General features: G+C 72.5%; 20 protein-coding genes. 11 read left to right on the forward strand and 9 right to left on the reverse strand.

Annotated elements, in window-relative coordinates; translation table 11 throughout:
- Positions 1-29 precede the first annotated feature (29 nt).
- Entirely contained in the window at positions 30-245 is a 216-nt protein-coding gene (locus IF28_RS0131345) for an I78 family peptidase inhibitor (RefSeq protein WP_030227422.1), read from the forward strand.
- A gap of 9 nt (positions 246-254) precedes the next feature.
- On the opposite strand, the gene IF28_RS0131350 is transcribed toward IF28_RS0131345, so the two are convergent.
- Both IF28_RS0131350 and IF28_RS0131355 read right to left on the reverse strand, forming a co-directional pair.
- Entirely contained in the window at positions 255-1256 is a 1002-nt protein-coding gene (locus tag IF28_RS0131350; RefSeq protein WP_030227426.1) for a phosphatase PAP2 family protein, read from the reverse strand.
- Between the two features lie 238 nt (positions 1257-1494).
- Complete coding sequence (locus IF28_RS0131355; RefSeq protein WP_030227428.1) at positions 1495-2817, reverse strand: glycosyltransferase family 39 protein; 1323 nt, start codon at positions 2815-2817, stop codon at positions 1495-1497.
- Between the two features lie 264 nt (positions 2818-3081).
- Between IF28_RS0131355 and IF28_RS0131360 the strand changes: the two genes are divergently transcribed.
- Together IF28_RS0131360 and IF28_RS0131365 are read left to right on the forward strand one after the other, a co-directional pair.
- Entirely contained in the window at positions 3082-4683 is a 1602-nt protein-coding gene (locus IF28_RS0131360) for an MFS transporter (protein ID WP_030227430.1), read from the forward strand.
- 121 nt (positions 4684-4804) lie between these two features.
- Positions 4805-5995 carry an acyl-CoA dehydrogenase family protein gene (locus IF28_RS0131365; protein ID WP_030227432.1) on the forward strand — a complete coding sequence of 397 codons (1191 nt, stop codon included), beginning with the start codon at positions 4805-4807 and terminating at the stop codon, positions 5993-5995.
- 36 nt (positions 5996-6031) lie between these two features.
- Here IF28_RS0131365 and IF28_RS0131370 read toward each other — a convergent pair whose 3' ends face one another.
- Positions 6032-6469: a cell division protein SepF gene (locus IF28_RS0131370; RefSeq protein WP_030227434.1), complete on the reverse strand. Its 438-nt coding sequence runs from the start codon at positions 6467-6469 to the stop codon at positions 6032-6034.
- Positions 6470-6759: 290 nt separating this feature from the next.
- Here IF28_RS0131370 and IF28_RS0131375 point away from each other — a divergent pair, with 290 nt between their 5' ends.
- From IF28_RS0131375 to IF28_RS0131395, 5 genes are all read left to right on the forward strand, one after another.
- Positions 6760-7923: a DUF5685 family protein gene (locus IF28_RS0131375; protein WP_030227438.1), complete on the forward strand. Its 1164-nt coding sequence runs from the start codon at positions 6760-6762 to the stop codon at positions 7921-7923.
- Between the two features lie 298 nt (positions 7924-8221).
- Positions 8222-9124, forward strand: a complete 903-nt coding sequence (locus tag IF28_RS0131380) for a S1 family peptidase (protein ID WP_030227441.1) — start codon at positions 8222-8224, stop codon at positions 9122-9124.
- A 543-nt stretch (positions 9125-9667) separates the two neighbouring features.
- Positions 9668-10714, forward strand: a complete 1047-nt coding sequence (locus IF28_RS0131385; protein ID WP_030227445.1) for a S1 family peptidase — start codon at positions 9668-9670, stop codon at positions 10712-10714.
- 193 nt (positions 10715-10907) lie between these two features.
- Positions 10908-14423 carry a DNA polymerase III subunit alpha gene (locus tag IF28_RS0131390; protein ID WP_030227449.1) on the forward strand — a complete coding sequence of 1172 codons (3516 nt, stop codon included), beginning with the start codon at positions 10908-10910 and terminating at the stop codon, positions 14421-14423.
- Positions 14420-15388 carry a DNA polymerase Y family protein gene (locus tag IF28_RS0131395; protein ID WP_030227453.1) on the forward strand — a complete coding sequence of 323 codons (969 nt, stop codon included), beginning with the start codon at positions 14420-14422 and terminating at the stop codon, positions 15386-15388. Before IF28_RS0131390 ends, IF28_RS0131395 begins: the two co-directional genes overlap by 4 nt.
- 9 nt (positions 15389-15397) lie before the next feature.
- Here IF28_RS0131395 and IF28_RS0131400 read toward each other — a convergent pair whose 3' ends face one another.
- The gene (locus IF28_RS0131400) at positions 15398-15772 is read right to left on the reverse strand and encodes a cupin domain-containing protein (protein ID WP_030227456.1); all 375 of its coding nucleotides are present in this window, start codon (positions 15770-15772) and stop codon (positions 15398-15400) included.
- An 81-nt stretch (positions 15773-15853) separates the two neighbouring features.
- Here IF28_RS0131400 and IF28_RS0131405 point away from each other — a divergent pair, with 81 nt between their 5' ends.
- Positions 15854-16300 carry a MarR family winged helix-turn-helix transcriptional regulator gene (locus IF28_RS0131405; protein WP_030227459.1) on the forward strand — a complete coding sequence of 149 codons (447 nt, stop codon included), beginning with the start codon at positions 15854-15856 and terminating at the stop codon, positions 16298-16300.
- Between the two features lie 172 nt (positions 16301-16472).
- On the forward strand, positions 16473-17333 hold the full coding sequence (locus IF28_RS0131410) for an alpha/beta fold hydrolase (RefSeq protein WP_030227461.1): 861 nt from the start codon (positions 16473-16475) through the stop codon (positions 17331-17333).
- Positions 17334-17405: 72 nt separating this feature from the next.
- On the opposite strand, the gene IF28_RS0131415 is transcribed toward IF28_RS0131410, so the two are convergent.
- The 4 genes from IF28_RS0131415 to IF28_RS0131430 form a co-directional block, all read right to left on the reverse strand.
- A complete protein-coding gene (locus tag IF28_RS0131415) occupies positions 17406-18458 on the reverse strand; it encodes a lytic polysaccharide monooxygenase auxiliary activity family 9 protein (RefSeq protein WP_030227465.1) in 1053 nt (350 codons plus the stop codon).
- Positions 18459-18610: 152 nt separating this feature from the next.
- Positions 18611-18748 (reverse strand): hypothetical protein, encoded by a 138-nt coding sequence (locus IF28_RS38915; RefSeq protein WP_106982182.1) that lies wholly within the window; start codon positions 18746-18748, stop codon positions 18611-18613.
- Positions 18749-18905: 157 nt separating this feature from the next.
- Positions 18906-19406: a DUF402 domain-containing protein gene (locus tag IF28_RS0131425; RefSeq protein WP_030227467.1), complete on the reverse strand. Its 501-nt coding sequence runs from the start codon at positions 19404-19406 to the stop codon at positions 18906-18908.
- Entirely contained in the window at positions 19387-20316 is a 930-nt protein-coding gene (locus tag IF28_RS0131430; protein ID WP_030227472.1) for a GNAT family N-acetyltransferase, read from the reverse strand. The genes IF28_RS0131425 and IF28_RS0131430 overlap by 20 nt, the downstream gene beginning before the upstream one ends.
- 71 nt (positions 20317-20387) lie before the next feature.
- Between IF28_RS0131430 and IF28_RS0131435 the strand changes: the two genes are divergently transcribed.
- Positions 20388-20753 (forward strand): GntR family transcriptional regulator, encoded by a 366-nt coding sequence (locus tag IF28_RS0131435; RefSeq protein ID WP_030227474.1) that lies wholly within the window; start codon positions 20388-20390, stop codon positions 20751-20753.
- A gap of 130 nt (positions 20754-20883) precedes the next feature.
- On the opposite strand, the gene IF28_RS0131440 is transcribed toward IF28_RS0131435, so the two are convergent.
- Positions 20884-21978, reverse strand: a complete 1095-nt coding sequence (locus IF28_RS0131440; RefSeq protein WP_030227476.1) for a DUF5925 domain-containing protein — start codon at positions 21976-21978, stop codon at positions 20884-20886.
- Positions 21979-22405 lie beyond the last annotated feature (427 nt).

Here is a 22405-nt window from a genome sequence, read left to right on the forward strand (position 1 = left end):
GCTCACGAGGCAGGGCATAGCGTGGCCGTATGGCACCCATTCCGACACCCTCGGCGGAACCCCAGGACAGCCCGGACGCCTATGTCGGCCTTGCCGCGGACCGGGCCGAGGACCTCGCGCGCGAGCGCGGCTGGTCGACGGTGCGGGCGCTCGCGCCGGGGACGATCATCACCATGGAGTACCGCATGGGCCGGCTCAACTTCGAGGTGCGGGACGGCCGGGTGGCGCGGGCCTGGAAGGGCTGACGCCCGCCGTCAGGGGCGGCTCGCCGACGTCGTGCCGCGCGGGTGGCGCTCCGGGTGTGGCGGGCGGCGGCTGCCCGCCGGTGTGACCGGGGAGCGCTCCCCGCGGGTCGTGTGCGGCCCGGGTGCCAGGTAGGCAGGCGACCGGGTGGACGGGCGCCCCGTGGCGAGCGGCTCGGGAGCCGCGTCGGCGCGGTCCGTGAGCGGCTTGAGCATGACGGGCCGCGCGAGAGCGCCGGGCTCGGCCGCGCCCGCCCGGCGTACCCGCCAGCGGGCCCGGAGGTCGAAGATCCGCGCCTCCGTGCGGGCGATCAGCGGCTCGAACCAGGGCAGCGCCAGCAGGATCAGCAGGCCCGCGACCCAGCCCAGGACCACATCGCTCAGCCAGTGCGTCCCGATGTACACGGTGGACAGTCCCACCCCGAGCGAAGTGACCGCGGACAGGGCGGACAGCCAGCGGCGCGCTCTCGGGGTGGAGGCCAGATAGGCCAGGATTCCCCAGGTCACCACGGCGTTCGCGGTGTGGCCGCTGGGAAATATATCGCCGCCGAGCCACATCTCGTTCGAGCCGATCTCGGTGGCGTAGTGCGGGCCGAGGCGGCCCATGCCGTACTTCGCGGCACCGACGGTGACGTTGAGCAGCAGCAGGGAGACACCGAGGGCGAGCAGGGGACGCAGCGTGTGCTGCCGCCAGGAGCGCCAGCCCAGCCAGGCCGCCACCATCACGGCGGTCGGGCCGCGCTGGCCGAGCACCACGTAGTAGTCGACGAAGGCGTGGATCTCGGACCACTGCTGGTAGGGGCGGAAGAACATCACCTGCCAGTCCAGCCGGACCAGCCAGGAGGTGATCAGCACGGCCCACACGATCGCCAGATAGAAGGCCAGGGAGGCGCCGAACAGCACCACCCGGTGCCGGCTCATTCGCGGCACGCCGATGTGAGCCGGTCGTTCCGGCTCACGATCCAGCCTCGCGAACACCCGGTCCAGACGGGTGGGCTTCCGTTCGGTACGCACCCAATCGACGTTACAGCGAGTGAGCGCGGAACCCTGTCGAATCAGCCTCTTTGTGATGACGATGTGATGTGGCATTCCTCTCAGGAGGACCTTTAATGCCGGTGAATCCCTAAACCCCGGATGCCCCGGACTTCAATTCCTTTGATCATTCAGGGCGAGGGTTTTATCGCGCTTTTAAATTCGTTCACCGGGGGCTCGTACGGAATTTCCCCGGCGCTCATCGGCCGTCCGGGGCGGGTCAGGGCGGACCGGAGCCGTTCAGCCAGAAGGCCCCGTACACCGCCGAGGCCACCGCGACCGCCCCCACGACCAGCGCCGACCTGCGCGTACGCAGCCGGGCCAGGGCCAGGGCGAGGGGCAGCAGCAGGGGGAAGGCGGGCAGCAGCAGCCGCGGCTTCGAGCCGAAGTAGCTCGACGCGCACAGGGCGAGCGCGGTGACGACACCGGCGTACACCAGCAGGGGGAGCGGCTGCCGCTGCCGTACACAGACGACGTACAGCCGGAGCAGGAGGCCGACGCCGATCAGCAGGCCGAGGCCCGCGAGGGCGGACGGGAACGACGTGAACTTGGCGGCGACGAAACGGGCGAAGGCGTAGCCGCCGTCGAAGCCGTTGCGCCACCCGGCCTGTACATCGAGATATCCCAGCGGTCCGTCTCCGGTGCGGTGGCCGACCCACAGAACGTAACCGGCGGCTCCGAGGGGCGCGAGGAGCATGCCGAGGATCCGGCGCAGGCGCACCTCCGGAAGGTGCGGCGCGCTCCGGGCGCCCTCCGGTGCGGGGGCGCGCCGCTCCGGCGCGGGTGCGCCGGAGTGTCCGCCCGGCCGTGCGCCGTCCGCGGGCGCCGTGCTGCGGTGCCGCGCGAAAGGGGTGCGGTCCCGCGTGCGGTCCCGTATGCGATCCCGCGTGCGGTCCCGTGGGCGTTCGCGGAGGAACGCGGCGATGCCCGCCGCCCAGACCGCCGCGACCACCGCCAGCCCCACCGGGCGGGTCAGGCCCGCCAGGCCGGCCAGGACTCCCGCCGTCACCCAGCGCCCCGTCAGCACGGCGTACAGCGACCACGCGGCGAGCGCGGTGAACAGGGACTCGCTGTACGCCATCGACTGCACGATCCCGACCGGCAGCACCGCCCACAGCAGCACCGCGCACACCCCGGCCCGGCGCCCGTACACGTGGTCGGCCACGGCGAAGATCCCCCAGGCCGCCGCGAGCGAGGCGAGCACGGCCACCACGAAGCCGCCGTCGGCGTACGACAGCGGGGACACCGTCGCGACCAGCCGCTCCAGCCATGGCAGCAGCGGGAAGAACGCCAGGTTGGAGTGCACGTCGCCGTTGGGCAGCCGCACCTCGTAGCCGTACCCGAGTTCGGCGACCCTCGTGTACCAGAGCGCGTCCCAGCGGGCGGTCAGCAGGGTGTACGCGTCCTTGCCGCGCGCCCCGCTCCACACGGCCAGCACCACCAGGCCCAGGGCACGCACGGCGGCGTACCCGAGGAGCGCGGGGGCGGCGCGGCGCAGGGCGCCGGAGCGCGCCGGGGCGACGCGTACGTCGAGATCGTTCACCCGCCCGATTATCGACCCGGCGGGGAACCGGTCCGCCCGGCGCGGGCGTGTGACCACCACGGGAGGAGTGGTGTACGCCACATGGATCCGCCGGGACAGTGAGAGGCCCGCCACTCGACCCCGGCTTCCACTCGCGTACTCTGACGTGTCACTCGCCGATCGCTGCGCGGGCCGGGGATCACCGCTCCTCCCCGGCCGAGTCACGGGGGAGTCCCCGACCCTGTGAGCCCGCCGATCGCGAGGGAACATCTGGGAGGTACGTACATGTCCGGGACGACCACGGCCGCCGCCGCGCTGCGCCGTCGGGCGGCCGGGGCCGGTGCCAACCGCTGGGTGGTGCTCGTCGTCCTGTGCGCCAGCCTGCTCCTGGTCGCCGTCGACGCCACCGTGCTGCACGTGGCGGTTCCCGCGGTCACCGAGGACCTCAGGCCCGGCGCGATGGAACTGCTCTGGATCGTCGACGCCTATCCGTTGGTCTGCGCCTCGCTGCTGATCCTCTTCGGCACCCTCGGGGACCGGATCGGCCGCAGACGCGTACTGCTGCTCGGCTACGCCCTGTTCGGCGTCGCCTCCGGCATGGCGGCCCTCGCGGACAGCGCGCAGGTGCTGATCGTCGCGCGGGCGCTGCTCGGCGTCGGCGGCGCGATGATCATGCCGGCGACGCTGTCGATCCTGCGCCAGGTCTTCCCCGACCGGCGCGAGCGGGCGCTCGCCATCGGCATCTGGAGCGCGGTCGCCGCCGTCGGCGCGGCGGTCGGCCCGCTGCTCGGCGGGTTCCTGCTGGAGCACTTCTGGTGGGGCTCGGTGTTCCTGGTCAACATCCCGCTGATGCTGGTCAGCCTCCCGGTCGGACGCCTTCTGCTGCCCGAGTCGAAGGGCGCGGGCGACGGGCCCTGGGACGTGGTCGGCGCGCTGATGGCCGCGGCCGGACTGTTCGCGATGGTCCTCGGTGTGAAGCGGCTCGGCGGCGAGGCGTCCGCCGCCGGTGTGTGGACCCTGCTGCCGCTGCTCCTGGGCGCCGGTCTGCTGGCCGCGTTCGTACGGCGGCAGCGGCGGCGGGCGCATCCGCTGGTCGACCTGCGGATGTTCGCCCGGCCGGCGTTCAGTACGTCGGTGGGGTGCATCGTGCTGGCGATGCTCGCGCTGGTCGGGCTGGAACTGATCGCCGCCCAGTATCTCCAGCTGGTGCTGGGGCTCTCTCCGCTGGAGACCGGGCTGCGGCTGCTGCCGCTGACGATCGCCGCGATGGCGGCCGGGCTGGCGGGGGCGCGGATGCTGCGCCGGTTCGGGCCGCGCCGCATGGTCTGCGCCGGCTTCTGTCTGACCGCGGCCGCGGTGGTGGCCCTGACCGGGATGGGCGGGCAGGACGACTGGCCGCTGCTGCTGACCGGGTTCGTGCTGCTCGGCCTGGGGCTGGAGACCACGCTGTTCGGGGCGTACGAGTCGATGCTCAGCGAGGCGCCGGCGGCGTCGGCGGGTGGGGCGGCGGCGATCGGGGAGACCTCGTACCAGTTGGGCGCCGGTATCGGGATCGCGCTGCTCGGCAGTGTGATGAACGCGGCGTATGCGCCCGGCCTCGCGGAGGTCCCCGGGGTACCGGGGGAGGCGTCCTCGGCGGCGTCGCACTCGCTGGGGGAGGCGTACGAGGTGGCCGACGGGCTCGGCGGGCCGGTGGGGAGCGCGTTGCGGGAGGCGGCGCGGGAGGCGTTCGTGCACGGGCTGCATGTGACGTTGCTGGTCAGCGCGGGGCTGTTGTTGCTCGGGGCGTTGATGGCGTTGCGGTTGCCGCGGGCGATGCAGTGTGAGGCCGCCGCGGTGGAGGTGCCCGCGCCTCGGGGAGCGGTGGAGTCACGCGTGTCGGTGTGACCGTATGTGTCCTCCCGTCCCGGACGGGGAAGGGCAGGGTGGACGTGCCGGGGGCTGCCGCGTACCGTCGGTGCGGTGTTGGGACTAGCGGTGCTAGTTTTCGTTTTCGGAGGGTGAATCCATGTCCGCGTCCGCGAAACCGCCCCCCTTCGACCCCGCCGATCCGCTCGGCCTCGACGAGCTGCTGGAGCCGGAGGACCTGGCCGTGCGGGACACCGTGCGGGCCTGGGCCGCCGACCGGGTGCTGCCGGAGGTCGCCGGCTGGTACGAGAAGGGCGAGCTGCCCGGTATCCGGGAGCTGGCCCGGGAGCTCGGCGGGATCGGCGCGCTCGGCATGTCCCTCGACGGCTACGGCTGCGCGGGCGCGAGCGCCGTCCAGTACGGGCTCGCCTGTCTGGAGCTGGAGGCGGCCGACTCCGGGATCCGGTCCCTGGTCTCCGTACAGGGCTCGCTCGCCATGTACGCCATCCACCGCTTCGGCAGCGAGGAGCAGAAACGGGAGTGGCTGCCCCGGATGGCCGCCGGCGAGGTCATCGGCTGCTTCGGGCTGACCGAGCCCGACGTCGGCTCCGACCCCGCCGCCATGCGCACCCACGCCAAGAAGGACGGCACCGACTGGGTGCTCAGCGGGCGCAAGATGTGGATCACCAACGGTTCCGTGGCCGGAGTCGCCGTCGTGTGGGCGCGGACCGACGAGGGAATCCGCGGCTTCGCCGTACCCACCGGCACCCCCGGCTTCTCCGCGCCCGAGATCAAGCACAAGTGGTCGCTGCGCGCCTCCGTCACCAGCGAGCTGGTCCTCGACGGCGTACGGCTGCCCGCCGACGCCGTACTGCCCGGGGTGACCGGTCTCAAGGGCCCGCTCAGCTGTCTCTCGCACGCCCGGTACGGGATCGTCTGGGGCGCCATGGGCGCCGCGCGGAGCTGCTTCGAGGCGGCCGTCGACTACGCCACGTCACGGGAGCAGTTCGGGCGGCCCATCGGCGGGTTCCAGCTGACCCAGGCCAAACTCGCCGACATGGCGGTCGAACTGCACAAGGGGATTCTGCTCGCCCACCATCTGGGGCGGCGCATGGACGCCGGCCGCCTGCGTCCCGAGCAGGTCAGCTTCGGCAAGCTCAACAACGTCCGCGAGGCCCTCGACATCTGCCGTACGGCCCGTACGATCCTCGGCGCCAACGGGATCTCGCTGGAGTACCCGGTCATGCGGCACGCGACGAACCTCGAATCGGTGCTGACGTACGAGGGCACCGTCGAGATGCACCAGCTCGTGCTGGGCAAGGCGCTCACCGGGCTCGACGCCTTCCGGTGAGTGCCCGAGGGGGCAGGGCCGGGGAGCGGCCCTGCCTCAGCTCTGGTTGAAGAAGCCGTCCGAACGGTGCGCGGCCGGCTCACCGCTGACGACCTCGGTGTCGGCCGGGCTGAGCAGGAACACCCGGTTCGACACCCGCTCGATGGAGCCGCGCAGACCGAAGATCAGACCCGCGGCGAAGTCGACGACGCGCTTGGCGTCACCGGCGTCCATGGCCGTGAGGTTCATGATGACGGGAACGCCCTCGCGGAACAGCTCACCGATGGCACGGGCGTCCCGGAAGCTGTCCGGGGTGACCGTGCCGATCCGGCGCCCCCGCTCCTCGGCGACGTCCGCGGCGACCTTGACCCGCGGATCGGTGACCCAGGCCTCGCCGGGCTCGGCCCCGTCGGAGTAGTCGTCGTCGTAGTAACGCTCGTCTTCGTTGTCGTCGACGAGGCCGAGCCAGGCACTCGCCTTGCGTACCGATCCCATGGACGCCTCCTCTCACAGCGGTCTTGTGTGCTTTCCGCATCCCTATCGTCGACCATGATGCGGACGTCGCGCCAAGTGGATAGACGCCGCGCGGGGGGTTTGTGACGGTACTGGTGCACAGCTGATCCGTCGAGACTCCGTGTCCCCCAAGGGTCTTGGTGTAAACGGATGCTGACTGTGAGTGAAATATGATTCTTCCCGGCGTACGGGTGAGGAAGGGTACGTACGGGTGAACGCCGGGCCCGATACGATGCCGCCGCTGAACGTCGTACAACTGCACGGGGGATGTCGTGTTCGGAATGGTCAGGCCGTGTCGGCACCGGCTCGGGGAGAAGCTCACCGCCCAGTGGATGGCCCATCTGTGCGGGCTGTGTCTCGCCCTGCGCGGGGATCACGGGCAGCTCGCGCGGATCGTCACCAACTACGACGGGCTGCTGATATCCGTCCTGACGGAGGCTCAGGCGGCCCGCCCGGAGGCGGGGCGGCGCACCGCGGGGCCGTGTCCGCTGCGCGGGATGCGCACCGCGTCCGTCGCGCACGGTGAGGGCGCGCGGCTCGCGGCGGCCGTCTCCCTCGTCCTCGCCTCCGCCAAGGTGCGCGACCATGTCGCCGACGGTGACGGGATGCTGGCGCGCAAGCCGGTCGCGCTCGCCGCGCGGCGGGTGGCGGCGGGCTGGGACCGGGCGGGGGCGCGGACCGGTTCGGCCGTCGGCTTCGACACCGCCGTCCTCGTCGACGCCGTGGACCGGCAGACCGGCATCGAGACCCTCGCCGGGCCCGGCACCCCGATCCTCACCGTCACCGAGCCCACCGAGACCGCGACGGCGGCGGCCTTCGCGCACACCGCGGTGCTCGCCGGGCGGCCGGGCAACGCCGTACCGCTCGCGGAGGCCGGGCGTCTCTTCGGGCGCCTCGCGCATCTGCTGGACGCCGTGGAGGACCGGGAGGCCGACGCCGCCTCGGGTGCCTGGAACCCGCTCACCGCCACCGGGACCCCGCTGGAGGAGGCCCGCCGGCTCGCCGACGACGCGGTGCACGGCATCCGGCTCGCCCTGCGCGAGGCCGAGTTCACCGACGGTGGTCTCGCGCACCGGCTGCTCGTCCATGAACTGCCCAACTCCGTCCATCGCGCCTTCGGTACGGTCTCCTGTGCCCACGGAGCGGGCCCCTACGCCCCTCCCGGCGGCCCCGGTGCCCCGCTCCCGCCCGGACCGCCGCGCCGTGACCCGCGCGGGCTGCTGGCCGGCTGCGCCGTGTGGCTGGGACTCGCCTGCACCTGTCAGCTGTGCTGCGGCACCTACGACGATCCCTGGAGCCGGGAGCAGAAGCAGGGGCCCTGCACCAACTGCGACTGCAGCGGGTGCGGCGACTGCTGCAGCTGCTGTGACTGCTGCAACTGCTGCGGTGAGGACGGATGCTGCGGCGACGGCTGCGACTGCGGCTGCGACTGCTGACGGACGGGTCATCCGGAGGGGCGAATTCCGGCCACGGCGCACCTGTTCGACCGGCCGTGATACGGGTGTGACCACGGGTAACGCGATCCCGCGTGGGGATCAAATCTCCTAGAGGGTTCAAAGGTTGACGGCCAAAAGGCACCCTTGCGCCGAACGGTCGGTCGGCCGAATACTCGCCCACAGCGCTTGTCAGGGGCACGGCATATTCGGAATCCGGGCATCCGGGGCCCCCTGACTGCGCCTCACCGGGCCCACAACCCCACGAGGGCCCCCTACTTCCTTTGTGGAGGAACGAGAAGTGAGGATCAAGCGCACCACCCCCAGCAGCGGCATCTCGAGACGGACTCGGCTGATCGCCGTATCCACCGGCCTCGTGGCCGCCGCCGCGATCGCGGTCCCCAGCGCGAACGCGTCCGACACCCCCACCACCTTCAGCTCCGCCGAACTCAAGGGCGTCAGCGGCTCGGTGCTGAAGGCCGACGTCCCGGGCACCGCCTGGGCCGTCGACAGCGAGACCAACCGGGTGCTCCTGACGGTCGACAGCACCGTCTCCCAGGCCGAGATCAACAAGATCAAGCAGCAGGCCGGGGCCGACGCCGACGCGATCACCGTCAAGCGCACACCGGGTACGTTCAGCAAGCTCATCCAGGGCGGCGACGCCATCTACGCGAGCAGCTGGCGCTGCTCCCTCGGCTTCAACGTCCGCAGCAGCAGCGGTGCCGAGTACTTCCTGACCGCCGGTCACTGCACCGACGGCGCCGGCGCCTGGCGCGCCAGCTCCGGAGGCACCGTCATCGGACAGACGGCGGGCTCCAGCTTCCCGGGCAACGACTACGGCATCGTGCAGTACACGGGGTCCGTCGCCCGGCCCGGCACCGCCAACGGCGTGGACATCACCCGCGCGGCCACCCCGTCAGTGGGCACCACCGTCATCCGCGACGGTTCCACCACCGGCACCCACAGCGGCCGCGTCACCGCCCTGAACGCCACCGTCAACTACGGCGGCGGCGACGTCGTCTCCGGCCTCATCCAGACCACGGTCTGCGCCGAGCCCGGCGACTCCGGCGGCTCGCTCTACGGCAGCAACGGCACCGCGTACGGTCTGACCTCCGGCGGCAGCGGCAACTGCTCCTCCGGCGGCACGACCTTCTTCCAGCCGGTGACCGAGGCCCTGAGCGCCTACGGGGTCAGCGTCTACTAGGACCCGCCCGCACCACCACCGGTCCCACGGGTGACACCCGCGGCCCGAAGTACGACGAGCCCCCGCACGCGATCGCCGTGCGGGGGCTCGTTTTCGTGCGGCACGGAGCCGTGGGCGCGTCGGCGAACGGGCCCGGCGGCCGGCTCCGCAACCGGTGCGGGAGTAACGCCCCACGGGTGCGCCGGCCATGTATCCGGGCCACTGAGGGTCGATTTCAAGCCATGGTCGGATTCCGCCGGCCGTACCGCCGGTTACCCGCTCGTAGCGTTTGCAGTGCGAACCGTCCCGCGTGTCCATGAACTGTCAGGACATAGGGGGCGCGCGGCCGTTGTCGTACGCGCGTCCTGAAGTCGACCTTGTGTGCTCCCCGGCGGGTTCGGAAGAGTAGGCGCCGTTCGACCGGCACGGGCGTGGCTTCTTCTGTGTTCCGCCCCCGTCGCCGTACACCTTCCGGTCCGACGGGGTCCCCACAACCTCCCGGACCGTCCCCCCACAGGAGGACGTGAGTTGAAGCACCGACGCATACCCAGGCGACGTGCGGTCATGGCGAGTGCGGGCATCGCCGCACTGGCCGCCGGCGCGGTCACCTTCCAGACTGCGAACGCCAGCGAGCCCCCGGCGGACGCCGCGCCCCGGACCCTCTCGATCGGAGCGGCCGGAAAGCTCGCCTCGGCCCTCGCCCAGGACCTGGGCGCCGACGCGGCGGGAACGTACTACGACGCGAAGAGCAAGGCCCTCGTGGTGAACGTGCTCGACGAGTCGGCCGCCGAGGCCGTCGAGTCGGCCGGCGCCAAGGCGAGAGTCGTGGCGAACTCCCTCGCCGAGCTCAAGGGCGCGCACACCACCCTGAAGCAGGACGCCACCATCCCGGGCACCTCCTGGGTGACCGACCCGACCACCAACAAGGTCGTCGTCACCGCGGACCGCACCGTCTCCGAGGCGGAGTGGGCCAAGCTGACGAAGGTCGTCGACGGGCTGGGCGCCAAGGCCGAACTTCAGCGCACCAAGGGCGAGTACAAGCCCTTCGTGGCCGGCGGCGACGCCATCACCGGCAACGGCGGGCGCTGCTCGCTCGGCTTCAACGTGACCAAGGGCGGCGAGCCGCACTTCCTCACCGCGGGCCACTGCACCGAGGGGATCTCCACCTGGTCGGACTCCTCGGGCGACGTGATCGGCCAGAACGCGGACTCCAGCTTCCCCGGTGACGACTACGGCCTGGTCAAGTACACCGCCGACGTGGCCCACCCGAGCGAGGTGAACCTCTACGACGGCTCCGCCCAGGCGATCTCCGGCGCCGCCGAGGCCACCGTCGGCATGCAGGTCACCCGCAGCGGCTCCACGACCGAGGTGCACTCCGGCACGGTCACGGGTCTGGACGCCACCGTGAACTACGGCAACGGCGACATCGTCAACGGTCTGATCCAGACCGACGTGTGCGCCGAGCCCGGCGACAGCGGCGGCTCGCTCTTCTCGGGCAGCAGCGCGGTCGGCCTCACCTCCGGCGGCAGTGGCGACTGCGCCTCCGGCGGCGAGACCTTCTTCCAGCCGGTGACGGAGGCCCTCTCGGCGACCGGCACGCAGATCGGCTGAGCACTCCTCGTCACGACGTCCCGCCCCTCCGTCGCGGAGGGGCGGGACATTCGTGCGTTCACGGGTGTTTGCGCAGGTGGGAAGGGGTCGGTCGGATCTCGCACACGTATTCGAAAATTGGTCTATGGTGGGTGAGGTAGCTGGGAACAATTGTTCGAGAGTCGATCGGGGCTCACGAGTGCGGGAGGTGCGTGTGCCGGGTTTCACGCATCTGCACACCGTCTCCGGGTTCTCCCTGCGCTATGGCGCCTCCCACCCGGAGCGGCTGGCCGAGCGCGCCTCGGAGCGGGGCATGGACGCCCTCGCCCTCACCGACCGCGACACCCTCGCCGGCTCCGTCCGCTTCGCCAAGGCCTGCGCGAAGGCGGGCGTGCGCCCCCTGTTCGGCGCGGAACTGGCGGTGGCGGCCCCCACGGCGGCGGCGGGCGACGAGTCCGTACGACGGGAGAGGCGCCGTACCCCGGTGCGCGGCGGTGCCTTCATCGACGAGTCGACACCCCGTGTCACCTTCCTCGCCCGGGACGGCTCCCGTGGCTGGGCCGACCTGTGCCGGCTGGTCTCCGCCGCCCACACCGCCCCCGGCCTCCCCCTGCTGACCTGGGACGACAATCACGCCGACGGTCTGACCGTCCTCCTCGGCCCCGACTCCGACGTCGGCCGCGCCCTCGCCGCGGGCCGGCCCGACCGCGCCGCCCGGCTGCTCGCCCCCTGGCGGGAGGTGTACGGCGACGCCCTGCGCCTGGAGGCCGTCTGGCACGGCCGCGAAGGCACCGGACCCGGCTCCCTGCGGCTGGCCGCCCGCACCCTGGGCCTCGCCGCCGAACAGGGCGTCCGGCCCGTCCTCAGCAACGCCGTCCGCTACGCCGACCCCGGGCTCGGCCCGGTCGCCGACGTGCTGGACGCCGCCCGCCGGCTGGTCCCCGTCGACCCGGCCAAAGGACTGGACTCCGGCGAGGCCTGGCTCAAGGGCGAGGGCGCCATGCTGGCGGCGGCCGAGCGGATCGTGGAGGCCGCCGGGTTCCGGCGCGAGACGGCCCCGCGGCTGCTGGAACAGACGCGGGCCACGGCCGCCGAGTGCCTGGTGGACCCCGAGGACGACCTCGGCATGGGCAGCGTCCACTTCCCCGAACCGCATCTCGTCGGCGCCGGCCGCCGTACCGCCCAGCGGACGCTGGCCTCCCGCGCGGCGGCCGGCATGGTGCTGCGCGGCCACGCGGGGCGCCGGGAGTACTGGGAGCGGATGCACCGCGAGCTGGACATCATCGCCCACCACGGCTTCGCCTCCTACTTCCTCACCGTCGCCCAGGTCGTCGACGACGTACGGGACATGGGCATCCGGGTCGCCGCGCGCGGTTCCGGCGCCGGCTCGCTGGTCAACCACCTCCTCGGCATCGCGCACGCCGATCCGGTCGAGCACGGGCTGCTGATGGAGCGCTTCCTGTCCAAGGAGCGGGTCGTGCTGCCGGACATCGACATCGACGTGGAGTCCGCGCGGCGCCTCGAGGTCTACCGGGCGATCATCGGCCGGTTCGGCACCGAGCGGGTGGCCACGGTCGCCATGCCGGAGACCTACCGGGTGCGGCACGCCATCCGGGACGTCGGCGCCGCGCTCTCCATGGACCCGGCCGAGATCGACCGGGTCGCCAAGTCCTTCCCGCACATCCGCGCCCGCGACGCCCGCGCGGCGCTCGACGAACTGCCCGAACTGCGGGAGCTGGCGGGGGAGAGGGAAAGGTACGGCAGGCTGTGGGAGCTGGTCGAGGCCCTCGACGCGCTCCCGCGCGGTGTCGCCATGCACCCCTGCGGCGTCCTGCTGTCCGACGCCTCCCTGCTCACCCGTACGCCGGTCATGCCGACCAGCGGCGAGGGCTTCCCCATGGCGCAGTTCGACAAGGACGACGTCGAGGACCTCGGGCTGCTCAAGCTCGATGTGCTGGGCGTGCGCATGCAGTCGGCGATGGCGCACGCGGTCACCGAGGTGGAGCGGGCGACGGGGGAGCGGATCGACCTGGACGCGGTTCCGGAGGGCGACCCGGCGACGTACGGGCTCATCCGGTCCGCCGAGACGCTCGGCTGCTTCCAGATCGAGTCCCCGGGCCAGCGGGACCTGGTCGGACGGCTGCAGCCGTCCACCTTCCACGACCTGGTCGTCGACATCTCCCTCTTCCGGCCCGGCCCGGTCGCCGCCGACATGGTGCGCCCGTTCATCGAGGCGCGGCACGGACGGGCGCCGGTGCGCTATCCGCACCCGGACCTGGAGGAGCCGCTGAAAGGGACGTACGGGGTCGTCGTCTTCCATGAGCAGGTCATCGACATCGTGGCGGTCATGACCGGCTGCGGTCGCGGCGAGGCGGACCGGGTGCGGCGCGGGTTGTCCGACCCGGAGTCGCAGGGGCGGATCAAGGTCTGGTTCGCCCAGCACGCGGCGGCCCGTGGCTATGACGCAGAAACGATTCAGCGCACCTGGGGGATCGTCGAGGCCTTCGGGTCCTACGGCTTCTGCAAGGCGCACGCGGTCGCCTTCGCCGTACCGACGTACCAGTCGGCGTGGCTGAAGGCGCACCACCCGGCCGCCTTCTACGCGGGGCTGCTCACCCATGACCCCGGGATGTACCCGAAGCGGCTGCTGCTGGCGGACGCGCGGCGGCGGGGGGTGCCGGTCCTGCCGCTGGACGTGAACAAGTCGGGGGTCGCACACAGGATCGAACTGGTGTCTGAATCATCACAGGGGGAGGCGTGGGGACTGCGGCTGGCGCTCTTTGACGTGCACGGCATCAGCGAGGCCGAGGCCGCCCGGATCGCCGACGGCCAGCCGTACGCCTCCCTGCTCGACTTCTGGGAGCGGGCCCGCCCCAGCCGCCCGCTCGCCGGACGCCTCGCCCAGGTCGGCGCGCTGGACGCGTTCGGAGCCAACCGCCGTGACCTGCAACTGCATCTGACCGAACTGCACCGGGGCGCCCGCGGCGGACGCGGCGACCAGCTGCCCCTGTCCGGCGGCCGGAAGACCGCCTCGGCCGGGCTGCCCGACCTCACCCCCGAGGAGCGGCTCAGCGCCGAACTGGGCGTGCTGTCCATGGACGCCTCCCGCCATCTGATGGACGACCACGGCACCTTCCTCAAGGAACTCGGCGTGGTCTCCGCGCGGCGGCTGCGTGAGGCACGGCACGGGGAGACGGTGCTGGTCGCGGGTGCCAAGGCGGCCACCCAGACCCCGCCCGTCCGCTCCGGCAAGCGGGTCATCTTCTCCACCCTGGACGACGGCACCGGCCTGGTCGACCTCGCCTTCTTCGACGACTCCCACGACGCCTGCGCCCATACCGTCTTCCACTCCTGGCTGCTGCTGGTGCGCGGGGTGGTGCAGCGGCGCGGCCCGCGCAGCCTCAGCGTGGTCGGCTCCGCCGCCTGGAACCTCGCCGACCTGCTCCGGGTGCGCCAGGAGGAAGGGCTGGAGGGCGTCGCGGCCCGGCTGGCCGGAGCGGACGGAAGCCGGGACGGCGACCCCGGGGACGGCCCGGCGCGCAGACGGCTCGCCGGTTCGGACGGGCGGCCCGCGCCGGCCGGATCCGCCGCCCGGGACCCGATGGAGGACAGGAGGATCCGCATGCCCACGGGGTACGAGATGCATCCCTGGGCCGATCTGCGCCCCGCGGGCGAAGGACCCGCGGTGGGAAGGAAGCTGTGGCACCAGAGTCCGGGGAGTGCGGGATGACCATCCTCTGCGTACGTTTCCAGCTGCCTCCGATGTACGAGGCCGCCCTGCCGGGGCTGCTCGGCCTGCTGGAGGAGTTCACCCCCGTCGTCCAGGCCCTGCCGCCGGACGGGGCGCTGGCCGATCTGCGCGGCGCCGAACGGTACTTCGGACGCACCGCCGTCGAACTGGCCTCGGTGATCCGGGTCCGCGCCCTCGCCCTGCACGGCGTCGACTGTGTGATCGGTGCCGGGCCCGGCCCGATGCTGGCCCGCATGGCACTGCGGGACGCCCGGCCGGGAGTCACCCGCGCGGTGGCCGGGGACGAGGTGCGGGACTTCCTGGCCGGCAAACCCGTCGCCGCACTGCCTGGCGTCGGCGCGAGGACCGCCCGTACCCTGTGCGAGTACGGCCTCGACACCCTCGGCCGGGTCGCCGCCGCCCCGCTGTCCACGCTCCAGCGGCTGGTGGGCGCCAGGGCCGGGCGGGAGCTGCGGGAGAAGGCGAACGGGGTCGACCGCGGCCGGGTCGTCCCGAACGCCGTCTCCCGGTCCCTGGCCACCGAACGCCCCTTCACCCGTGACGAACTGGACCCCGGCCGGCACCGCCGCGCCCTGCTCTCGGCAGGCGAGGAACTGGGCGCCCGGCTGCGCGCCCTCGACACGGTCTGCCGGAGCCTCACCCTCACCGTCCGCTACGCCGACCGGACGGCCACCACCCGCACCCGCACGCTCCCCGAACCGACCGCGCACTCGGCCGCGCTCAGCGCGGCGGCGTACGGCCTCTACGAGGCGCTCGGTCTGCAGCGCGCCCGGGTGCGCGCGATCGCGCTCCGCGCGGAGGGTCTCGGCCCCGCCGAGCAGGCGTCCCACCAGCTCACCTTCGACCCGGTGGACGAGAAGCTGCGCCGGATCGAGGAGGTCGCGGACCGCGCGCGGGCGAAGTTCGGCCCCCGCGCGGTGATGCCGGGGTCGCTGGCCGCGTAGCGGCCCGGCTCAGTTGGCCCACGGCGGCACGATGCGGGTGCCGTCGGCGAGGGTGGCCTCCAGACCGTGGGAGGTCGTGACCCAGGAGACGGCGGTCCCGTCGCCCGGGTTCTCCACGGCGAGCGTGGCGCCGGGGTGGACGACCACCGTGTCGCCGGCGGTGACGCGGTGGGCGGTGCCGTCGAGGGTGATCAGCAGCTCACCGGAGAGGAGATGGAAGATCTCCTCCCGGCTGACGGTGTGCGCGGGCGCGCGGGTGCCGGCGGGGATCTCCCCCCGCCAGGCGCACAGCTCCCTGGTGCCGGTGGACGGGGCGGCGTACGAGACGAAACGGGCGCCGTGCATCTCGTGGACGACGGCGTCGGAGGGGCGGACGACGGGCATGACGGTCTCCTTGGATAGTCAAGTTGCTTGACCATATGGTCAACCCGCTTGACCATTTCGTCAAGGTGCTTGAATTTCCCCGTGCAGAACTCCGAGGCCATGGCCCTGTCCGCCGCCCTGCTCGCCGTCGCCGGCGGGCTCGTCCAGCGCATCCACGACGGGGTGGTCGCGCGGGGCTTCGAGGGGGTGCGGCCGATGCACGGTTTCGCCTTCACCCGGCTCGCCCCCGACGGCGCGACGGTCACCGACCTCGCCGTCCATCTCGGGGTGACCAAGCAGGCCGCGAGTCAGCTCGTCGACGACCTGGTGCGCAAGGGGTACGCCGAGCGGCACCCGCACCCCGTGGACGCGCGGGCCCGGCTGGTGGTGATGACCGAGCGGGGCCGGGCCTGCACCCGCGCGGCCGAGGAGGCGGCGGCGGAGGCCGTACGGGAGTGGAGCGAGGTACTGGGGGAGGCGGAGGTGCGCGAACTGGCGCGCATGCTGCCGCGGATCGCCCCCGGCGGGCCGATCCGTCCCGCTTGGTGACGTCGTATCAGTGGCGCGCGTACCGCCGCTGGTTAACACCGGAAGTTTTTACCGACGCGTAACTTCCCACTTTTGCTACTCGCCCGTAACTTGACGAGTGAACAGCATCCCGTGATCCGGATCACAGGGCGTAGGACCCCACCCTTCCCCCGTACCGCAAGGAGATCACGCGATGCTGCCCTGGAAGCGACTGGTCAGACCCCTTGCCGCGCTGCTGCTGGCCGTGGGCGTCACCCTCCCCACCGCCGCCGGTGCCCACGCCGCCGCAGCCCCCAGCTCCGGCTGGAACGACTGGTCGTGCAAGCCCTCCGCCGCCCACCCCCGCCCGGTCGTCCTGGTCCACGGCACCTTCGGCAACTCCGTCGACAACTGGCTGGGTCTCGCGCCCTATCTGAAGAACCGCGGCTACTGCGTCTTCTCCCTCGACTACGGACAGCTCCCCGGCGTCCCCCTCTTCCACGGCCTCGGCCCCACCGAGAAGTCCGCCGAACAGCTCGACGCCTACGTCGACAAGGTGCTCGCCGCGACCGGCGCCGCCGAGGCGGACCTCGTCGGCCACTCCCAGGGCGGCATGATGCCGCGCCACTACCTCAAGTTCCTCGGCGGCGCCGACGAGGTGAACGCCCTGATCGGCATCGCCCCCAGCAACCACGGCACCACCCTCGGCGGCCTCACCCGGCTGCTGCCGTACTTCCCCGGCGCCGAGGACCTGCTGACCGAGGCCACCCCCGCCCTCGCCGACCAGGTCGCGGGATCCGACTTCCTCACCCGGCTCAACGCGGGCGGCGACACCGTGCCCGGTGTCCGCTACACCGTCATCGCCACCCGGTACGACGAGGTCGTCACCCCCTACCGCAGCGCGTATCTGACCGGACCGGACGTACGCAACGTCCTGCTCCAGGACCTGTGTCCGCTCGACCTGTCCGAGCATCTGGCGATCGGACTGCTCGACCGGATCGCCTTCCACGAGGTCGCCAACTCCCTCGACCCTGCCCATGCCGAACGCACCACCTGCGCCTCGGTGTTCAGCTGACACGTGTCCATGCGGGCGCACATGGCGGGGCCCTGTCCGGCCTGAGCCGCCGGACAGGGCCCCGGGTCATCCTCAGGCGCCGTGCCGCCCGGTGGCCGAGCGTCGCCGCGCGGAGGCGAACAGGGCCGCCGAGCCCAGCGCCAGCGCCGCGGCGCCGCCGACCATCAGGAACGGGGTGCTGTCGTCACCGCCGGTCTCCGCGAGGTTCCGCGCCTGACCGGCCGCCTCGGGCTGGTTGGCGGTGGTGCCGTCGTCGGCGGCCTCCTCCTGGGCGGGGTGGTCGTCGTGCCCGGCGACCGGCTGCGCCGAGGTGCTGGGGTCGTCGTCGCCGTGTCCGTGGTTCTCGACGGTCGACTTGTCGGCACCGTCCTCGATCTGCCGCTCGGACGGGGCCGAGGCGACCGGCGCCGGGGCGGCGGCCTCCTTGGGTGTGTCCCCCGTGTCCCCCGTGTCCGACGTGTCCGTCCCGCCGCCGCCGGCGCTCGCCGGACCTCCGCCGAACGCGACGTCCGAGCAGGAGTAGAACGCCTCCGGGCTGTCCGACCGCTGCCACACCGCGTACAGCAGCTGCTTGCCGGAGCGCTCCGGAAGGGTGCCGGAGAAGGTGTAGAAGCCGCCCTCGGCGGCCGGGTCGGTGGACGTCGCCACCGGGTTCGCCAGATCCAGGTCGCCCCAGGCCAGCGGCTGCGACGGGTCGTAGCCGGGCTTGGTGATGTACACCTTGAACGTCCCCTTGTGCGGGGCGGTCACCCGGTACTTGAAGGTGTACGAGCCGCTGCTCACGCTCGTCGCCGGCCAGTCGGCGCGGGCCAGGTCCAGGCCCTTGAACTCCTCGCTGTTGGCGCTGCACAGCTTGCCGTCGGGGATGAGCTCCTGGTGACGGCCGCCCGCGTCGCCGATCCGGATGCCGTTCCAGTCGTAGAGCGCCTGGGTGCCGCCCGCCGCGACCGCCGCCTTGCACGCCTCCGACCTGGGGCTCTCCGGTCCCTCGGCGTAGCACTGCGAGACCCGGCTGACCGGGTCGCCCATCGAACCGTGCGCGGCCGCCGGCGCGGCGGACAGCCCGGTCAGGGCGAGCGGAACGAGACCGACGGCGGCGACAGCGGCCTTGCGGCGTGCGGACATGGGGCGACTCCTCGACAGCGATCACTGGATCGGGGGGGGTGAATCCCGTGGGGGGTGGCTCAGAAACTAGCCGCCCGGACCAGCGAAATCGCCTGCCGAAGGCCTTGGAGGGAGATCCTTATGGCCGCGTTAAGGGGGTGCTCAGGCTGGGATCAGGTTCCGTCCGGCCACCAGGTGCGGGCGATGTCCCCGCGGACCTCGGGCCGCCCCGCCGGACGCTCCTCGGCCTCCGCCCGGACCCGGCGGGCATCCGTCTTCCTCGGGGGCTTCTGCACGGTGACACGGCGCATGGCTGCCTCCTTCGAGGTCCACCGGCTTCCGCGTTCGCACGGCGGCGGACCTTTCGGGGGAGAGTTCCTCATCGGTCCCGATCTGTCTGTGGCAGCGGTCACGAATCGATTGTCAGTGGCAGGTGTCACTCCGGGGCCATGCCCCCTCCGCGGCCCCTCAGCCGAGCAGTGTGCCGAGTCCGTCCCCGCGGGCCAGTGCGTCCAGTTCGTCGAGGGCGGCCACCGCGGCGGCCGCCGCCTCGGGGTCCGTGGTGAGCAGCCCGCTCGCCGCGAACTCGTCCTCGTCCAGGCGCCGTACGTCGGTGCCGTCCGCGGAGACCCACAGGTCCAGGTCGAGATCCTCGACCACCAGCCGGCCGGCGGCGAGCTCCGCCGGGCGGGTGATGTCGCAGTAGTGGCCCTTGAGAGTGCCGTCGGGGGCGCGGACCTCCTTCACCGAGTACCACCGGTCGCGCCAGTAGTGCTCCGTGAACACGTCACCGGGCTCGAAGCGGACGAAGCCGAAGTCGCGCACGCCCTCGCCCGCCCAGGGGGCGCGCACGGTGGCACGGGTGCCGTCGTCGGCGACCAGCTCGGCCGGATAGCGGATCTTCATCCGCCCCGCCTTCACGAGGACGACCTCCAGCATCGGGGGCCCGTCAGCCGAGTGCGCGGACATAGCGCACCTCCGTCCCGCAGATCTCGTACCCGAACCACTCGTTGATCGCGATCATCGGCCCGTTCCCGGTGTCGTTGCCCGTGAACGCCTCCGAGTACCCGGCCGCGCGGGCACGATGCAGGGAGTCGTTCTTGGCGAGCTTGGCCAGCCCCCGGCCCCGGTGGGCGCGGGCGGTGCCGGTCATGACCGTGCCGTACCGGGTGCCGCCGTCCGTGCGGGCCGCGGAGAACGCGGCGGGGCGGCCGTCGACCAGTGCGACCGTGGTGAGTTCGGGGCTGAACAGGGGATGCCGCCAGGTCTCCTCCAGCCAGGCCTCGTAGTCCGTGAACTCGGTGTCCACATCGCTCGGCTCGTCCGCCGTGGTCTCCGCGTCCAGCTCGAACAGCGGGCGCGGATCGGCGGCGAAGGCGGAGGCGGGGCGCAGTTCCACGTCCGGCGGGAGGTCCCGGAGCGGCGGGAGGGTGCCGTTCGCCAGGTCCAGGCGGAGGAAGTGGGCGCTGCGGCTCGCCGTGTAGCCGTGCAGTTCGGCGAAGGCGCGGTTGCCCGGCTCGTCCAGCACCCAGGCGAACAGCCTGGTCGCCCCGTGCGCGGCCAGATGCTCCTCGGCGGCGCGTACCAGCAGGGTGCCGGCGCCCCGGCGCGTGTGCTCGGGGTGCACGTACAGATTGACGTTGCCCTGGCCGGGCTCGGAGCTCTCATGTGTCAGATGCACCTGTGCCGTGCCGATCACCTCGCCGTCGGCCACGGCGATCAACGGCCGGTAGTGGGCGTCGGGGTGGAGACGGGTGAGGTCGTGCACCAGGGACTCGGGGGTGATGAGGATGAACGGCAGGGCGGCGTGCCGGACCCGGGCGAAGCCCTCGAGGTCGGCGCGGGCGTCGGGGCGCAGCTCGCGGACGGTGACGGTCATATGGGCGCACGCTACGGGGGAGCCGTCGGGGGCGCCTCTCATTTTCGGCCGGGGTGCGGGACAATCGGGCCGTGACCTTGAAGATCCGGATCGATGACGGCACACCCCCGTACGAGCAGGTACGGGCGCAGATCTCCGAGCAGGCGCGGTCGGGGGTGCTGCCGGTGGGGTACAGGCTGCCTACGGTGCGGGGGCTGGCAGAGACGCTCGGACTCGCGGCGAACACGGTCGCCAAGGCGTACCGGGCGCTGGAGGCGGACGGGGTGATCGAGACGCGGGGGCGCAACGGGACGCTGATCGCTGCCGCGGGGGAGGGGGCGGAGCGGGAGCTGGCGGTCGCCGCGCAGTCGTTTGCCGCTCGGGCGCGGCGGCTCGGCTCTTCCGAGGGGGAGGCGGTCGCCGCGGTGCGGGAAGCACTGCGTGCGGCTTATCAGTGAACGCCGGTGCCTTGCGGGCCGCTTGTGCGGGAGCGCCGTGGCGGTGGGGCTTTGAGCCCCCGTGCGGGTTCGTGGGGGCTGGTCGCGCGGTTCCCCGCGCCTCTTGAAGGCGGGCGCCGCCACCGTGTGTTTACAAGTACAGGCCCGCCTCCGTGTCCGTGCGGGGTTCCGGCAGGGATGTGGGGGACGTGCCCCGGCGTAGGGCGTAGAGCTCGGCCAGGGTGGCTCCCTCCCGGGGGACGCCTTCCGTCGTGCCGAGCCAGTCGGCCGACTCCTCGCGGGTCAGGCGGCCCACCTCGATGCGGGCCAGGCAGCGGCCGGGGCGGACCACGGCCGGGTGGAGGCGTTCCAGGTCCTCGTTGGTGGTGACGCCGACCAGGACGTTGCGGCCCTGGCCGAGCAGACCGTCCGTCAGGTTCAGCAGCCTCGACAGCGCCTGCCCGGCGGTGTGCTTGGCCTCGCCCCGGATCAGCTCGTCGCAGTCCTCCAGGAGCAGCAGCCGCCAGCGGCCCTTGCCCGTCGAGTCGTCCTCGCCGATCGCGATGTCCATCAGATAGCCGACATCGCTGAACAGCCGCTCGGGGTCCAGTACGCAGTCCACCTGGCACCAGTCCCGCCAGGACCGGGCCAGCGTGCGCAGCGCGGAGGTCTTGCCGGTGCCCGGCGGGCCGTGCAGCAGGAGCAGCCGGCCCGAGACGTCCTCGGGCGTCGTCTTCATCAGGCGGTCCATCGCGTCCGCCACCGGCGCCGTGTAGTTGGGCCGCACCTCTTCCCAGGTGCCCGCCGAGATCTGCCGGGTGGTGCGGTGCGGACCACGGCGCGGGGAGACGTACCAGAAGCCCATGGTGACGTTCTCCGGCTGCGGTTCGGGTTCGTCGGCCGCGCCGTCGGTGGCCTCGTCGAGGATCTTCGCGGCGAGGTCGGCGCTGGTCGCGGTGACGGTGACATCGGCGCCCCGGTTCCAGCGGGAGACCAGCAGGGTCCAGCCCTCGCCCTCGGCCAGGGTGGCGCTGCGGTCGTCGTCGCGGGCGCTCCGCAGCACCCGCGCGTTCGCGGGCAGCAGGGTCGCGCCGGAGCGTACGCGGTCGATGTTGACGGCGTGCGAGTGCGGCTGCTCGCCCGTCGCGAAGCGGCCGAGGAACAGCGCGTCGACGACGTCGGTCGGGGAGTCGCTGTCGTCGACGTTGAGCCGGATCGGCAGGGCGTCGTGCGGTTGGGCGGACATGCCGCCATGATCGGTCACCCGGGCGCCGGGTGCACCCGGTTTCCGGGCGCGCACGGCCGTGGCTCGGGCCTCGGCCGGCCGATCCGGTCCCGCACCTGCCGGACCCGGCGGACCATGGCGTACGCCGTGGCCGGCGCGCGGTCCCGGGCGAAGGCGTGTACGACGGACCGGCGCTCCACCAGCCGGGCGAACTCGGCGGCCGGAGCAGCCGCAGGGTTACGCGAACGAGGCGGGTACGGTGCCCGGCAGTCGGCTTTGCCCCCTGAAGCGCCGAATGTCGGGCTTCGCGGCGCCCCTCGTGACGGGCCGTCAAGGGCGGAAAATTCCGGCGTCCTGAACTCGTACAGGTTCGAACGGCAACAGTTTTGGCATGGACACTTCCGGTCAACACGCGTAGTTGGTACCACAGTCAGGGCAGAGATCCTGC

The sequence above is a fragment of the Streptomyces sp. NRRL WC-3626 genome (genome assembly GCF_000718785.1).
Lineage (GTDB): Bacteria > Actinomycetota > Actinomycetes > Streptomycetales > Streptomycetaceae > Streptomyces > Streptomyces edwardsiae.

Coding starts and splice junctions, on each gene's coding strand:
- IF28_RS0131395 (WP_030227453.1), top strand. CDS start 14,420: ATGACCATCCTCTGCGTACGTTTCCAGCTGCCTCCGATGTACGAGGCC.
- IF28_RS0131370 (WP_030227434.1), bottom strand. CDS start 6,469: ATGGGATCGGTACGCAAGGCGAGTGCCTGGCTCGGCCTCGTCGACGAC.
- IF28_RS0131415 (WP_030227465.1), bottom strand. CDS start 18,458: ATGTCCGCACGCCGCAAGGCCGCTGTCGCCGCCGTCGGTCTCGTTCCG.
- IF28_RS0131425 (WP_030227467.1), bottom strand. CDS start 19,406: ATGTCCGCGCACTCGGCTGACGGGCCCCCGATGCTGGAGGTCGTCCTC.
- IF28_RS0131385 (WP_030227445.1), top strand. CDS start 9,668: ATGGCGAGTGCGGGCATCGCCGCACTGGCCGCCGGCGCGGTCACCTTC.
- IF28_RS0131345 (WP_030227422.1), top strand. CDS start 30: ATGGCACCCATTCCGACACCCTCGGCGGAACCCCAGGACAGCCCGGAC.
- IF28_RS0131400 (WP_030227456.1), bottom strand. CDS start 15,772: ATGCCCGTCGTCCGCCCCTCCGACGCCGTCGTCCACGAGATGCACGGC.
- IF28_RS38915 (WP_106982182.1), bottom strand. CDS start 18,748: ATGCGCCGTGTCACCGTGCAGAAGCCCCCGAGGAAGACGGATGCCCGC.
- IF28_RS0131440 (WP_030227476.1), bottom strand. CDS start 21,978: ATGTCCGCCCAACCGCACGACGCCCTGCCGATCCGGCTCAACGTCGAC.
- IF28_RS0131360 (WP_030227430.1), top strand. CDS start 3,082: ATGTCCGGGACGACCACGGCCGCCGCCGCGCTGCGCCGTCGGGCGGCC.
- IF28_RS0131365 (WP_030227432.1), top strand. CDS start 4,805: ATGTCCGCGTCCGCGAAACCGCCCCCCTTCGACCCCGCCGATCCGCTC.
- IF28_RS0131410 (WP_030227461.1), top strand. CDS start 16,473: ATGCTGCCCTGGAAGCGACTGGTCAGACCCCTTGCCGCGCTGCTGCTG.
- IF28_RS0131430 (WP_030227472.1), bottom strand. CDS start 20,316: ATGACCGTCACCGTCCGCGAGCTGCGCCCCGACGCCCGCGCCGACCTC.